This window comes from Megasphaera sp. ASD88 (genome assembly GCF_002287425.1).
GTDB classification, from domain to species: domain Bacteria; phylum Bacillota; class Negativicutes; order Veillonellales; family Megasphaeraceae; genus Megasphaera; species Megasphaera stantonii.
In genome coordinates, this window is the sequence record NZ_NQXW01000024.1 from 23,237 (window position 1) to 37,225 (window position 13,989).

Below are 13,989 nucleotides of genomic sequence, written 5' to 3' on the forward strand. Positions count from 1 at the left end.
ACCTCCTTAGACGAAACAATTCTACCCGCCTATTCCTTGCGGGTAGAATTGGCCGTTGTTTTTTGCAGTATGCCAAGGCGTTTCGCCGTATAAATAATCACAGCAAGGACGACCAATACCGTCGCAATGCCTGTCTGATAACTTACGTTAGCGACAAACAAGGCTACGATCCCCAGAACGATGCTGACGAAATACATGATCAATACAGCTTGCTTCTGCGACATGCCTAAAGCCAGCAGGCGATGGTGCAGATGTCCCTTATCAGGCTGAAAAATGGGCACGCCGCTCATCTTGCGGCGGATAATGGCGAATAACGTATCCAAAATGGGCAGGCCCAGAGCGATGAGCGGCACTACCAACGCGATCGTCGCCGCCGTCTTAACCAGCCCCAGCACAGCTGCGACGGCCATCGTATAGCCCAGCAGCATACTTCCCGTATCGCCCATGAAAATCTTGGCGGGGTTAAAATTGTACTGCAAAAAGCCGAGAGCTGCTCCGGCCATTGCGACGATGATCATAGCCGGCAGGTACTGGTTCATGGTATAAGCCAGCAAAAACATCGATACCGACGCGATAAACGACACGCCGGCCGCCAATCCATCCAGGCCGTCAATCAGATTTACTGTATTCGTAAACCCGATAATCCAGAAAATCGTCACTGGAATAGCGACGAGCTCCGGCAGTACGATGAGCGTGCCGAAGGGATTTGTCAGCCATTCGATCTGAATTCCAAAGGCGATGGGAATACATGCCGCAACGATCTGTCCGACTAATTTTACTTTAGCCGGAATATTGCAGATATCGTCCCAAATGCCCAAGGCGACGATAGCCGTGCATCCCAGGAGAAGGCCCAGCAGCTCGTGGCGCACAGGCACGCAAAAGAGTACGGCCGCCATGAAGCCGACGTAGATAGCCAGCCCGCCCAGCCGCGGTATGGCGTGAGTATGGACCTTTCTCGCATTAGGTTTGTCAACGGCGCCGACTTTAATTGCCAACTTTTTAACGCCTGGCGTCAATACATATGCAACTATGAGGGCAATCAAAAACGGCACAAAATATTCAAGCACAACACACGCCTACTTTCCGTAACATCATTAGTTTGTCAGACTGCGCATCGGTGCAGGGATGCGTCCGCCGCGGGCGATAAATGCGTCCGACTTGTATTTATTTACGTTGATAATCGGGCAGTAGCCAAGAAGGCCGCCGAATTCAACCGTATCGCCGACGTCTTTGCCCGGAACGGGAATGACGCGGACGGCTGTCGTCTTGTTGTTAATCATGCCGATAGCCGCTTCATCGGCAATAATAGCGGAAATCGTCGCCGCCGACGTATCGCCGGGAATGGCGATCATGTCGAGGCCGACGGAGCACACGCAGGTCATAGCTTCCAGTTTTTCCAAGGTCAGGCTGCCTCTGCCGACGGCTTCCAGCATCCCCTTGTCTTCGCTGACAGGAATAAACGCGCCCGACAAGCCGCCGACGCGGGACGAAGCCATGAGGCCGCCCTTTTTCACCGCGTCGTTCAGCAAAGCCAGAGCCGCCGTCGTACCGCAGGCGCCGCAGCTTTCAAGACCCATTTCTTCCAAAATGTCGGCTACGCTGTCGCCGACAGCCGGCGTAGGAGCTAAGGACAGGTCGATGATGCCGAAGGGAACGTTGAGCCGCTTCGACGCTTCCATGGCGACGAGCTGCCCTACGCGGGTAATCTTGAAGGCCGTCTTCTTGATCGTTTCGGCAACGACATCGAAAGGTTCGCCCTTGACATTTTCCAATGCCCGTTTGACGACGCCCGGTCCGCTGACGCCGACGCTGACACAGCAGTCGCCGTTCGTCACGCCGTGGAAGGCGCCGGCCATGAAGGGGTTGTCTTCAACGGCGTTGGAAAATACAACCAATTTCGCGCAGCCTAAGGCATCCTTATCCTTCGTCCGTTCGGCCAAATCCTTGAATACCCGGCCCATTTCAGCGATGGCATCCATGTTGAGGCCGGCTTTCGTCGAGCCGACGGCAACGGAGCTGCATACCAAATCGGTGCAGGCCAGGCTTTCGGCGATGGAGTCGATGAGACGGCGGTCGCCGTCCGTAAAGCCCCGTTCCACCAGCGCGGAAAAACCGCCGATGAAGTCGATACCGATTTCCTTCGCCGCCTTGTCGAGCGTTCTGGCGATTTCAACGTAATTCGTCAAATCGCTGGCTCCGGCTACCAGGCTGATAGGCGTAACGGCTACGCGCTTGTTAATGATCGGCACGCCGTATTCGCGGGCAATGTCTTCGCCCGTCTTGACGAGGTTCTCGCCGTACGACGTGATTTTATCGTAAATATTGCGGCATAATACCTTGCCGTCGCTGGAACAGCAGTCAAGAAGACTAATCCCCATCGTAATCGTACGGACGTCCAGATTATTCTTCTGTATCATTTGATTCGTTTCTAATACGTCATGGATTGTCAGCATACCCGGTTCTCCTTATCCTACTTGATGCATCGCATCGAAAATGGCCTGGTTCTGCGCCCGGATTTCTACGCCCAGGGCGTCGCCCTTTTCCCGCAGGATAGCCTGAAGGCCTTCCAAATCGACGGTCGACTGCTCCATGTCTACGATCATCGCCATATTGAAAATACCGTCCAAAATGACCTGATTTATCGTCATAATATTAATCTGGTGTTCTGCCATGACCTGGCTTACTGTAGCGATAATGCCAGTCCGGTCTACTCCGACTACGGTGATAACAACTTTCATGGGGATTCCACTCCTTTATTGCATATCTTTAATTTCTTTCTAATCTACCATGCCTTTTATTATACCATAAGTCAATCGCAAAATTCTACTGCTGCGCCACATAATAGCGCCGTTTCGCCGCGCCGCTTACGGAAATTCCCCGGAAAAGAAAGGACACGCTTTCGCCCGTCCTTTCTTCTTTCCGTTAAGGTATAGTATTGTCTTATTTAGCCAAAGCCTTGGAAATCAGCGCCTTGCCTTCTTCCAGCAGCGCCGCCGCCTGTTCCTGGGATACGAAGCTTTCTGCATACAGCTTGTACAGATCTTCCGTACCGGACGGGCGCGCCGCTACCCAGCCGTCGTCGGTCGCGATCTTGACGCCGCCGATAGCGAAGTCGCCGTATGGGGACTTGGACAGCACCGCCTTGATTTCACTGCCGCACAGGGTCTTTTCCGTAACGTCGCTTTCCGTCAGGGAGCTGATCTGATCCTTTTCTTCCAGCGTCGCCGGCGCATCGCTGCGCATCGTGTACGGACGGCCCAGCTTTTCGCACAAATCATTGTAGTAGTCGATAGGCGATTTGCCCGTAACGGCCTTGATTTCCGCAGCTAAGAGGCACATGATCATGCCGTCTTTATCCGTCGTCCAGACGCTGCCGTCTTTCGCGACAAAGGAGCCGCCAGCGCTTTCTTCGCCGGAAAAGGCGATTTTACCTTCCGTGTACAAGGAGCCGAAATATTTAAAGCCGACGGGCACTTCGTAGCAGGGAATACCGAGCATAGCCGCCGAGCGGGCCAGCATATCCGTCGTGACAACGGTCTTGGCGATACCCCGTCCGGCAAAGTTGCGGTGAGTCATCAGATAGTGGGACGCCACCGTCAGGTAAGCGTTGGCCGAAATCATGCCCTGCGCGCCGGAAACGATGCCGAAACGGTCGTAGTCCGGGTCGTTGGCTAAAATCAGGTCGTATTTGTCCTTGCTCTGCGTAACGGCCGACATGACGTATGCCGACGAGCAGTCCATGCGGACCTTGCCGTCATGGTCGTAATTCATGAAGGTAAACTGCGGATCGTACGTATCATTGACGAAGTCGATGGGAATATGATACTGTTCCGAAATCTTGTGCCAGTAATTCATGCCCGAGCCGCCCAGAGCGTTGACCATAATGCGCAGGTTCGCGCCGCGGATAGCGTCCATATCGATAATGGATTCAAGTTCTGCCACATACAGTCCCTTGTAGTCGTACGGCACGACCCACTGGCTGTTCTTCGCGTCTTCATAGGACATGCTCTTGACTTCGGCGTTATGGCCGGCCAGCAGGCGGTTTGCTTCCGCTTCAATCGCCTTGGTAATATCCGATTCTGCCGGGCCGCCGGTAATCGGGTTGTACTTGATACCGCCGTGTTCGGGAGGATTATGGGACGGCGTAATGATCAAGCCGTCGGCCAGCTTTTCGCTGCGGCAGTCATTGTAGCGGAGAATGGCCCGCGATACGGACGGCGTCGGCACAAAGTCATTTTCGCTGTCTACATAAGCCGTAACGCCGTTAGCCGCCAATACGCCCAAGACCGTTTCATAGGCCAGCTTGGACAAATAGTGGGTATCTTCACCGACGAACAAGGGGCCTTCTGCGCCGAACTGCTTGCGGAAGTTGCAGACAGCCTGGGCAATAGCCGCGACGTGGTCGGCCGTAAAGCTGCCGTTTCCAGCCTGTCCGCGATGGCCCGACGTGCCAAAGCGCACCTGCTGATGCGGATCGCTTACGTCAGGATGAGTATTGGCATAGGCCGCCGCAATAGCCTGCAAATCAATATAATCCTCTTTTCTTACTTTCGTTCCTGCTAATTCATGTACTGCCATTTCTGATCACCTGATTCGATTTTGACAAGCATACTGCTTTTCTATACAATAAGAATGCAATATAAAGGCAAACTTACATTTACTGCTTGCAGCATGCTGCAAAAGTAATATTTTATGTTTATTATACCAAATTTTCTTGAATTACGACAGTAAGTTATCCAAAGAAAGGATGAAGACCCATGAAATGCATTTCCTGGAATGTAAACGGCCTGCGCGCCGTAATGAAAAAAGGATTTATGGATGTTTTTTCCGCTCTGGACGCCGATATTTTCTGCCTGCAGGAAACAAAGCTCCAGGAAGGTCAAATTGATCTGGACTTGCCCGGCTACGAGCAATATTGGAACTACGCCGACCGGAAGGGCTACAGCGGCACGGCCATCTTTACGAAACGCAAGCCCCTGTCCTGCTCGTACGGCATGGGCATCGACGAACACGACCATGAAGGCCGCCTGATTACGCTGGAATTCGATGACATATACTTCGTCACCTGCTACACCCCCAACAGTCAGTCGGAACTAGCCCGTCTCGACTACCGCATGACCTGGGAAGACGATTTTCGCCGCTATCTCGTCGAGCTCAACAAAACCAAGCCTGTCGTGCTGTGCGGCGACCTGAACGTGGCCCACGAAGAAATCGACTTAAAAAATCCCAAGACCAACCGCAAAAACGCCGGCTTTTCCGACGAAGAACGGCAGAAGATGACAGAACTGCTGGCCGCCGGATTTACAGACACGTGGCGCTATTTCTATCCTGACAAAGAAGGCGTGTACTCCTGGTGGAGCTATCGCTTCAAAGCCCGTCAGAACAACGCCGGATGGCGCATTGACTATTTCATCACGTCCAAAGATTTGGACAGCCGGTTAGAACAAGCCGAAATCTACACCGACATCACAGGCAGCGACCACTGCCCAGTCGGATTAGTGCTGAAGTAAATCGTATACCTGCCTTTATAGAAATACCCCTGCCGGTACGGCAGGGGTATTTGCATGCATATTTTTCTATTTATTAAAATGCGTTGTGAGAGTATTCATAATACAAATCGGTCAGTTCATCCATCTTGTCATTCATGACGACCATGAGGTCCGAAGCGGCGTCGTAGTCGTTAGCGGCCAAGGCCTTTTTAATCTTGGAGAAGATGGACAAGCTCTTATCCGTATCGCGGCCTAATTCCGTGCGGAGGGCGTTGATCTTCGTCCACCGTTCGGCTTCCAGCGGATTGGTATCGGCTTCCATGTGCAGCGGTTTTGCCGAAATGACCTTGGACAAGTTGTCGGGGATAATACGGAACTGCAGTTCCAAGGCCCAGCGATTCAGGGCGCCCAATTTAAACGATTCCATGATGCGCTTTTCAAAAGCCGGGCAGGCCAAAGTATCCAATTTTTCCGGATGGAGTTCGAGAGCTTTGAAGTTTTCCCATACGGTGCGCGGAGCTTTACCGAACATGGCGTCCCGTTCCGCTGCCGTGAATTCTTCAAATACGTCGACTTCAGAGCGATATGCCCGGTCTTTTTCCAGATAATCGGCGGCTTCGCCCGGTTTCTTAGACAGCTCAGCCAGCAATTCGGCCGGCGTCTTGCCGCTGGAAAGGGCGTACTTAATGCCGTCGAGAGCGCTGAGGTAGCCCATGGCGATGGCGATATACGTGTTGGTAAAGGGGTTGGGAGCGCGCAGCTCGAAGCGGGTTCCGTTCGGGCTGTCAACGCTGCGGATTAAGCCGATCAGGACGGAACGATTACGGGTCGGAACGTCCGGCGTTTCGCCGCCCAGGGACGTTACGATGCAGACCGGCGCTTCAAAGCCCGGTTTCAAGCGGTTCAGCGAGTCCGTCGTCGCCGAAACGAAGGGATTCATGACTTCATAGTGCTTCAGTATGCCCATGATAGCGCCGTAGCCGAGGGACGACATAAATTCTTCATTCATATCGTCGGGGTTGAACAGGTTGACGAATTTGCCGCTCTTTAAGATAGCGCCCAATCCGAAGTGGGTGTGTTCGCCGGAGCCGGCAACACCCTGAATCGGTTTGGCCTGGAAGGTAACTTCGAGACCGTTTTCGCGGAATACTTCGCGGACGATGATGCGGGCTTGGATTTCGTTGTCCGCCGTCTGTACGGGATCGTTGGTAAATTTCCAGTCGACTTCGATCTGTTCCAATACGAAAATCAATTTGCCCGAATCGTCAATCTGAGCTTTAATGCCGCCGACTTCCTTATGGCCCATTTCAGGATTGAGGCCGTATTTTTCAAGACGTTCGACAGTCTGTTCCAAGGCCGTGCGGACGACGCCGTGCGTGCGCTGCCAGTACTGTTCCTGCAATTTCTGAGAAGCCGAAAGGAGGCGCGTTTCTACGTCCTGGCTCGGTGTCTTGACCCAGAATTCCAATTCCGTCGCTGTCGTGAATACGATTTTTTCGATGTCGTCGGGATTTACAGACAAGCCTTTAATCCCGTATTTTTTAATCAGCGCTAATATCTGTTCGCCAACATAATCCGTCGTATTGCGGAGAATCGAACGGGAATCAATATATCCCGTCGCATGGCACAAAAAGCTCGGAATACGCAGCGTGCCTACAGGACGGCCCGTAGCCGGGTCGATATTACCGTCGTTGTAGTCTACGAACCAGTTGACGCTAGGATCTGCTTTCATATCGACGCGAGCGTCCGACAATGTAGCAATCCCGGGAAGTACGACAGAAGAACCATCAGTCTGCACAGCCGTACCGTTGAAGAATTTTTCATAATCGTCGAAAAATACGGAAATAGGAATCTTTTCATCCGTATCGTTGCCGGCCAGATCGACACCGACGAGAGATACGAATTTAATTTCCGGGTGCTGTTCCAATAACGCCAGCACGCCTTCCTTGCCATACTGTCCTGCCGGAATTACGTATACCAAATCATCTTTTACCATAGGTACATCCTCCTTTTAATACAAAAAGACTCCGCCCCTGCTATCTTTTCAGATATAGGTTCGAAGTCTTCTTTGACTTTGCATACATGATTTTGTTGTCGTAAATCATGTTAAAATAATACAATCAATTAGTTTATTTGTCAATATATTTTATGATAAAAACTAATTATGTTGTAAAATTTCTTTGACAATAGCCGAAACAACTTTTCCGTCGGCCTTGCCCTTTACATGCGGCATAACCGCCTTCATGACGTCACCCATCTTCATGCCGTCGTTTCCGGCGACGATGTCCGTCACGATTTTCCGGATTTCATCTTCCGAAAGCTGCTTGGGCATATACTTTTCCAGGACGGCCATTTCTGCCTTTACCTGTTCTACCAGATCGGCGCGGCCGGCCTTTTCAAAATCTGCCAACGATTCTTTGCGCTGTTTCATTTCTTTCGCAATGACTGCTCCGACGCCGGCGTCGTCTAATTCGCATTTGCCGTCGATTTCCGTATTGCGGATAGCCGAGCGGACCATGCGGATCACCGATAACGCCGTCTTTCCTGCTTCTTTCGCTTTCATTGCGTCTTTCATGTCCTGAAGCAGTTGTTCCTTTAGAGACATGGTATCACCCTTCTTACTGTTGACGATTATGCTCTGTATTTCCGTTTACGTGCTGCTTCGGATTTTTTCTTTCTCCGTACACTCGGTTTTTCATAGTGTTCGCGTTTCCGTACTTCGGAGAGAACACCTGCCTTTTGGCAAGAACGTTTGAAGCGGCGAAGTGCGCTGTCCAACGTTTCGTTTTTACCTACTTTGATTTCTGCCATCTATTATCCCTCCCTCCAAATTATGTTAGGGAGTGCTTTTATTGCACACAATGAAATTATACTCAAAATGAGTCATTTTGTCAAATGGGACTGACTGACCGCCCTTGCATCGTTACACAGGCCGCAATGCCAGCAACCATGAGCTGTTTCGCCGCATTGTTATCCCCTTTCGGCAGGAGCATCGTACGATGGAGACAACATAAATCTGTCAAATAGGCTCTATATTGCAGTAAAAATATCGTAATATCCCGCCTACTCGCGAATAAATTGGCTGAATACGTAATTCCCATAATCCCGGCCCAAGGCAGTCATGCGGCAGCCGGCCGGCGTTGCCTCCAACAGTTTCTGTGCCAGAAGACGATGCAGCACGTCGGCAAACTCGTCTTCTACAGAACAGCCGAAGCGCTGCTGAAAATCAGCGTAGTCAATGCCTTTGCGCATGCGCAGGGCTAAAAAACAATAGTCTTCAACGGCTCGGTTTCGGCCGATGGAAATGCGTTCCGCCGCCGCGTCTTCCCTGCCGGCCTTGCGGATATACAGGGGAATATTCGCAATATTAGCCCAGCGTTCGTCATGATAAAAGGAATGAGCCGACGGCCCGAAGCCGACGTACGGTTCGTACTGCCAGTACTTGCAGTTGTGCCGGGACAAACAGCCGGCCTTGGCATAGCTGGAAATTTCATAGTGCGAAAAGCCCAGCCGGTGCATAGACCGATGAACGGCCTGCCCCATTTGTTCTATCTCCTCGTCGTTCGGAAGAAGGCAGCGGCCTTTGCGCAAATCATCCCACAAGGGCGTATGCTCTTCTACGATAAGGCTGTATATGGACGCGTGGCATACGGGCAAGGGCGCAAGCTCTTCCATATCGGCGCGGACCATCTCTTCCGTCTGCCCCGGCAGGCCGTACATGAGGTCGATGGAAATATTTCTGACGCCGCCGTCCCAAACGGCCTGCACAGCTCGTTTTCCCTCGTCTGCCGTGTGAACCCGTCCGAGAAAGCGCAGCATACCGTCGTCGAAGGACTGAATGCCGAGGCTCACGCGGTTGACGCCAAGATCCGCCAGCTCGCGGACGTACTGGCGGCTCACGCTGTCCGGATTCGCCTCTACTGTAATTTCCGCATCGGCGGCAATGTCAAAACGCGCCTCGAGATTTCATGATGGAGCCGATTTGGCCGGCCCGCAGCAGCGACGGCGTACCGCCTCCGAAATAAACAGTATCAGCCTGCTCCCCACAGGGAAACAGGCTGATTTCGCGGCATACGGCATCGACGTAGGCGTCGATATACGATTCGACGCCGCTGTACGACGGAAAGTCGCAGTACCGGCATTTTTTGACGCAAAACGGGACGTGCACGTATAGGCCGATCATTTGTCGTCTACCTGCAGGACGGCCATGAAAGCTTCCTGAGGAATTTCGACGGTGCCGAACTGCTTCATGCGCTTCTTCCCTTCTTTCTGCTTTTCCAGCAGCTTGCGCTTACGCGTAATATCGCCGCCGTAGCACTTGGCCAATACGTCCTTACGCAGGGCCGCAACGTTTTCCCGGGCAATAATCTTGTTGCCCAGCGCGGCCTGAATGGGGATCTGGAACAGCTGGCGCGGAATGAGGCTGCGCAGCTTTTCGACGAGAGCCCGGCCGCGGCGGGCGGCAAATTCGCGATGTACGATGACGCTCAGGGCGTCGACGACTTCGCCGTTGATGAGGATATCCATCTTTACCATAGGCGAGGACTGATACCCGTTGAGCTCGTAATCAAGAGACGCATACCCTCTCGTCGCCGATTTCAAAACATCGAAATAGTCGTATAATATTTCACACAACGGAAGATTATATACAAGAGAAACTCTCGTTTCATCGAGATAATCCATCGTCTCATACTGGCCGCGGCGATTTTGGGAAATTTCCATGACCGTGCCGACCATTTCCTTCGGAATGATAATCGTCGTCTTGACGAAGGGTTCTTCGATATGATCGATTTTCGTCATATCCGGCATGAGAGCCGGGTTGTCTACCTCAACCATCGTGCCGTCCGTGCAGTACACGTGGTAAATAACAGACGGAGCCGTCGTAATCAGCGTCAGGCCGTATTCCCGCTCCAATCGTTCGCGGACGACGTCCATGTGCAGCAGGCCCAGAAAGCCGCAGCGGAAACCAAAGCCCAAGGCCGTCGACGTCTCCGGTTCAAATAACAGGGCCGCATCGTTGAGGTGAAGCTTTTCCAGGGCGTCGCGCAGGTTATCGTAATCGTTCGTTTCAACGGGATATAAGCCGCAGTATACCATCGGCACGGCTTTGCGGTAGCCCGGCAGGGCTTCCGACGCCGGATTATCGGCCAGCGTCACCGTATCGCCGACGCGGCAGTCGCGAACGTTCTTCATGCTGGCAGCTAAATAGCCTACGCTGCCGCATTCCAGCGACGGCACGGGATACATCTGCGGCAGGAAAACGCCCGTTTCGATGACTTCGAACTCCTTGCCTGAAGCCATCATGCGGATGCGGTCGCCAGGCTTGACGCTGCCTTCCATGATGCGGATGTTGGCAATAGCCCCTTTGTACGGGTCGAAATGGGAGTCGAAAATAAGAGCCCGCAACGGTTTGTCGGGAGCGTCAGCCGGCTCGGGAACGTGCTTTACGATCGCTTCGAGCACGTCGTCTATGCCGACGCCGGTCTTCGCGCTGACCAGTATAGCTTCCGACGCGTCCAGCCCGATGAGGTCTTCAATTTCCTTACGCACCCGGTCGGGATCGGCGCTGGGCAAGTCAATCTTATTGATGATAGGAATGATTTCCAAATCATGTTCCAAGGCCAAGTACACGTTTGCCAATGTCTGCGCTTCTACGCCCTGCGTTGCATCGACGATGAGCAGCGCCCCCTCGCAGGCCGCCAAGCTGCGGGATACTTCATAGTTGAAGTCGACATGGCCCGGCGTGTCGATTAAGTTCAGCGTGTACTGATGACCGTCTTTCGCATCGTACATGAGACGCGCCGACTGGGCTTTGATGGTAATGCCTCGTTCACGTTCCAAATCCATCGTATCGAGCAGCTGATCTTCCATTTCACGCTGCGAAACGGTTCCTGTCCGTTCCAGCAGCCGGTCGGCCAGCGTCGATTTCCCATGGTCTATATGGGCAATAATTGAAAAATTGCGAATATATTTTGTCGCCACGTTATCTCTCCTCTTTCAGTATTTCAATTTACATAATGATGCCGCCGCCTAAAACGCGGTCGCCCGTCTCGGCGTCGTACAGAACCAGTGCCTGTCCCGCCGTGACCGCCCGCTGGGGCTGGTCGAAAGTAACGCAGATACGGCCGTGTTCTTCCAGTTGGACCGTGCAGGGCGATTCCTTGGCGGCATAGCGTATTTTTCCCAAAGCGCGGAAGCGTCCTTCAGGCTCTCCTTCTACCCACGATACGCCTTCGGCCCGTACCTCTGAAGAAAATAAATCGTCGTTCGAACCGACGACGACCTGGTTACGAGCCACATCCAGTGCCGTAACGTAATACGGCCCGCCGGGACCGCCCAAATTCAAGCCGCGGCGCTGGCCAATTGTATACGCCGGAATGCCTTCGTGCCGGCCGATGACTCGGCCGTCTGCATCGACAAAATTTCCGGCTTTAAACATGCCGGCCCGTTCCCGGCGCAGAAATCCCTTGTAGTCATTATCGGGAATAAAGCAAATATCCTGGCTATCCGGTTTATTAAACACGGGCAACCCCCATTCCTGCGCCATCGCCCGCGTATCGCTTTTTTCAAAATCAGCCATAGGGAACAAGACGTGGGGAAGCAAATCCTGCGTCAGTTGATACAGCACGTACGATTGATCTTTGCGCCGGTCTGAACCGCGAAGCAGCGTATACACGCCCCGTTCCGCATCGTAGGCCGTGCGGGCATAATGCCCCGTCGCCAGCAGGTCGGCGCCGCGGCGGCGCGCTTCCTCCCACAGCCGGCCAAATTTAACGCACCGATTGCAGGCAACGCAGGGATTGGGCGTCTTTCCCCGGCCGTAAGCGTCGATAAAATATTCTATGACATCGCGCCGGAAGGTGTCGCTAAAGTCCAGCGTGTCATGGGGAATTCCCAATATATCGGCTACCGCCTTGGCATCGTCGGCGCTTTTTTCCGCCGCTTCGCCGTCCCACAGGCGCATCGTAATGCCGATGACATCATATCCCTTTCGTTTCAGCAGCGCCGCTGTAACGGAACTGTCCACGCCGCCGCTCATGGCAACGGCAACTCGTTTCTGCATGGTATATTCCCCCCTTTTTGCACGACGCGGCTCTGCCGCATCTGCCGTCTCTGCAAGACAATACAGCGGCCGGCGCCCGTTTGCTCCAGGAGCCGCCGCTTGTGTACCACATAGTAGTCAAAGCTTCCTGTATTGAAGCCTATTATTAATAATATCATAATATATTGGCAGTGGCTAGTAACAGCCGCATAAAAAAAGGCCGCATCACAGTGCAGCCCTTTGAAAATCACATCTTATCTATTCTTTATAACCTTTTTCAGCACGATGACCACCGGCACGGTAATAACGGCCGACACCACGGCTTCGGGAATCCCGTTGAACAGGCAGACGCCTACGATGATGTTGACGACGTTATCCAAGGGAATATTGCGGAGCTCGGCAAAGTCCTTTGCATAAATCAGGTAAATACCGCCCATAACGCCGACCGTATTGATGACCGAACCGGTAAAGCCGGCAACAGCCAGACTGAACGATTCCTTGTGAATCGCCTTCCATACGGCTTTATACACATAATAGGTCCCCAAGCCGATCAGTACGCGGGGAACGACGGAAATCAGCGGATTTAAAAAGGCGAAGGACAATACGACAGGCGTCGTAATCGCCTGAAAAATACTGAAACAGCCGAAGATAAAGCCAACCATAACGCCGACGCGCGGCCCGGCTACCAGAGCGCCGATAATAACAGGCACGTGCAGGATCGTCGCTTTCATCAGCGGCAGGGGAATGAATCCATACCCCGTCAAGCCTAACAACATCGTAATTCCCGACAGCATACCGACGATAGTCAGCTCCCGCGTCGTCAGCAAGGCCCGTTTACGGACGCCGCCCGGCGCTTTGACACCCATTTCTTTTTGCATACATAATTCCTCCGTTCTCGCTCTTCAAAACAAAGATACAAGTCGCATATCGTATCACAGCACTGCTTTCAGGCCCTCTTCCAGTCCCGCTCTTCCGATGCCAACCGGATCATAACGCATACAGACCTGCAACAGCCATGCGTAGTATATCATACTTGCTGTCCCTTGCCAATAGATTTTGCAAAATTTGTGAAAATTGCCACAAGCTTGAAAAGAAGTCTGAAATATGGTAAACTATTGCCTGTCATATAAGCGAGTGTGGCGGAATGGCAGACGCACCAGACTTAGGATCTGGCGTCGTACGACGTAAGGGTTCAAGTCCCTTCACTCGCACCAACTCAGGCAGAATCAGCAGTTGCGGGTTCTGCCTTTTTTTGTTGACCTCACAAAATCTGGTGTCTTTGACCCCATTTTGACCCCATCAATAAAAATTTATTGCCACCGATTTACAGCGATAAGGTACAATAAGTTTCGCAAAAATAAAAAGAGACATGGCTTGCAGAACTCTGGTAGAATGAAGTCGCGACACACCATTCTGAAAGGAGCAAGCAAACCATGTCTGAAAAGATTGTACAGCTTA

13 protein-coding genes and 1 tRNA gene are annotated in these 13,989 nt (G+C 52.6%); 2 read left to right on the top strand and 12 right to left on the bottom strand.

The genetic code is table 11. From position 1 onward, the window contains the following. Window positions 1–29 precede the first annotated feature (29 nt). The 4 genes from CJ260_RS10545 to CJ260_RS10560 form a co-directional block, all read right to left on the bottom strand. Window positions 30–1,067, bottom strand: a complete 1,038-nt coding sequence (locus CJ260_RS10545; RefSeq protein ID WP_095630162.1) for an MraY family glycosyltransferase — start codon at window positions 1,065–1,067, stop codon at window positions 30–32. Window positions 1,068–1,094: 27 nt separating this feature from the next. Continuing rightward, a complete protein-coding gene (locus CJ260_RS10550; protein WP_087477084.1) occupies window positions 1,095–2,453 on the bottom strand; it encodes a PFL family protein in 1,359 nt (452 codons plus the stop codon). 12 nt (window positions 2,454–2,465) lie between these two features. Next, window positions 2,466–2,738, bottom strand: coding sequence for an ACT domain-containing protein (locus tag CJ260_RS10555; RefSeq protein ID WP_087477085.1), 273 nt, complete (start codon window positions 2,736–2,738; stop codon window positions 2,466–2,468). Between the two features lie 202 nt (window positions 2,739–2,940). Continuing rightward, window positions 2,941–4,578 (bottom strand): phosphoglucomutase, encoded by a 1,638-nt coding sequence (locus tag CJ260_RS10560; RefSeq protein WP_087477086.1) that lies wholly within the window; start codon window positions 4,576–4,578, stop codon window positions 2,941–2,943. A 179-nt stretch (window positions 4,579–4,757) separates the two neighbouring features. Here CJ260_RS10560 and CJ260_RS10565 point away from each other — a divergent pair, with 179 nt between their 5' ends. Then, on the top strand, window positions 4,758–5,510 hold the full coding sequence (locus CJ260_RS10565) for an exodeoxyribonuclease III (RefSeq protein WP_087477087.1): 753 nt from the start codon (window positions 4,758–4,760) through the stop codon (window positions 5,508–5,510). A gap of 73 nt (window positions 5,511–5,583) precedes the next feature. On the opposite strand, the gene CJ260_RS10570 is transcribed toward CJ260_RS10565, so the two are convergent. The 8 genes from CJ260_RS10570 to CJ260_RS10600 form a co-directional block, all read right to left on the bottom strand. Beyond that, a complete protein-coding gene (locus CJ260_RS10570) occupies window positions 5,584–7,485 on the bottom strand; it encodes a glutamine synthetase (protein ID WP_095630163.1) in 1,902 nt (633 codons plus the stop codon). Window positions 7,486–7,647: 162 nt separating this feature from the next. Next, window positions 7,648–8,094 carry a GatB/YqeY domain-containing protein gene (locus tag CJ260_RS10575; RefSeq protein ID WP_087477089.1) on the bottom strand — a complete coding sequence of 149 codons (447 nt, stop codon included), beginning with the start codon at window positions 8,092–8,094 and terminating at the stop codon, window positions 7,648–7,650. A 26-nt stretch (window positions 8,095–8,120) separates the two neighbouring features. After that, entirely contained in the window at window positions 8,121–8,300 is a 180-nt protein-coding gene (rpsU, locus tag CJ260_RS10580; protein WP_087477090.1) for a 30S ribosomal protein S21, read from the bottom strand. A gap of 252 nt (window positions 8,301–8,552) precedes the next feature. Beyond that, window positions 8,553–9,389 (bottom strand): coproporphyrinogen-III oxidase family protein, encoded by an 837-nt coding sequence (locus tag CJ260_RS10585; protein WP_233127967.1) that lies wholly within the window; start codon window positions 9,387–9,389, stop codon window positions 8,553–8,555. A 46-nt stretch (window positions 9,390–9,435) separates the two neighbouring features. Next, entirely contained in the window at window positions 9,436–9,672 is a 237-nt protein-coding gene (locus CJ260_RS13225; RefSeq protein WP_233127968.1) for a radical SAM protein, read from the bottom strand. After that, a complete protein-coding gene (gene lepA / locus CJ260_RS10590; RefSeq protein WP_087477092.1) occupies window positions 9,669–11,471 on the bottom strand; it encodes a translation elongation factor 4 in 1,803 nt (600 codons plus the stop codon). Before lepA ends, CJ260_RS13225 begins: the two co-directional genes overlap by 4 nt. Before the next feature lie 28 nt (window positions 11,472–11,499). After that, window positions 11,500–12,552 carry a tRNA 2-thiouridine(34) synthase MnmA gene (mnmA, locus tag CJ260_RS10595; protein WP_095630164.1) on the bottom strand — a complete coding sequence of 351 codons (1,053 nt, stop codon included), beginning with the start codon at window positions 12,550–12,552 and terminating at the stop codon, window positions 11,500–11,502. A 233-nt stretch (window positions 12,553–12,785) separates the two neighbouring features. After that, a complete protein-coding gene (locus CJ260_RS10600) occupies window positions 12,786–13,409 on the bottom strand; it encodes an ECF transporter S component (protein ID WP_233127969.1) in 624 nt (207 codons plus the stop codon). A gap of 252 nt (window positions 13,410–13,661) precedes the next feature. Between CJ260_RS10600 and CJ260_RS10605 the strand changes: the two genes are divergently transcribed. Further along, window positions 13,662–13,745, top strand: a tRNA-Leu gene (locus CJ260_RS10605). The last annotated feature ends 244 nt before the right edge of the window (window positions 13,746–13,989 follow it).

What these genes read in the sequence shown, in the direction of transcription:
- rpsU (WP_087477090.1), bottom strand. Translation starts at nt 8,300, where the DNA reads ATGGCAGAAATCAAAGTAGGTAAAAACGAAACGTTGGACAGCGCACTT.
- CJ260_RS10600 (WP_233127969.1), bottom strand. Translation starts at nt 13,409, where the DNA reads ATGCAAAAAGAAATGGGTGTCAAAGCGCCGGGCGGCGTCCGTAAACGG.
- CJ260_RS10575 (WP_087477089.1), bottom strand. Translation starts at nt 8,094, where the DNA reads ATGTCTCTAAAGGAACAACTGCTTCAGGACATGAAAGACGCAATGAAA.
- CJ260_RS10570 (WP_095630163.1), bottom strand. Translation starts at nt 7,485, where the DNA reads ATGGTAAAAGATGATTTGGTATACGTAATTCCGGCAGGACAGTATGGC.
- CJ260_RS10565 (WP_087477087.1), top strand. Translation starts at nt 4,758, where the DNA reads ATGAAATGCATTTCCTGGAATGTAAACGGCCTGCGCGCCGTAATGAAA.
- mnmA (WP_095630164.1), bottom strand. Translation starts at nt 12,552, where the DNA reads ATGCAGAAACGAGTTGCCGTTGCCATGAGCGGCGGCGTGGACAGTTCC.
- CJ260_RS10555 (WP_087477085.1), bottom strand. Translation starts at nt 2,738, where the DNA reads ATGAAAGTTGTTATCACCGTAGTCGGAGTAGACCGGACTGGCATTATC.
- CJ260_RS13225 (WP_233127968.1), bottom strand. Translation starts at nt 9,672, where the DNA reads ATGATCGGCCTATACGTGCACGTCCCGTTTTGCGTCAAAAAATGCCGG.
- CJ260_RS10560 (WP_087477086.1), bottom strand. Translation starts at nt 4,578, where the DNA reads ATGGCAGTACATGAATTAGCAGGAACGAAAGTAAGAAAAGAGGATTAT.
- CJ260_RS10550 (WP_087477084.1), bottom strand. Translation starts at nt 2,453, where the DNA reads ATGCTGACAATCCATGACGTATTAGAAACGAATCAAATGATACAGAAG.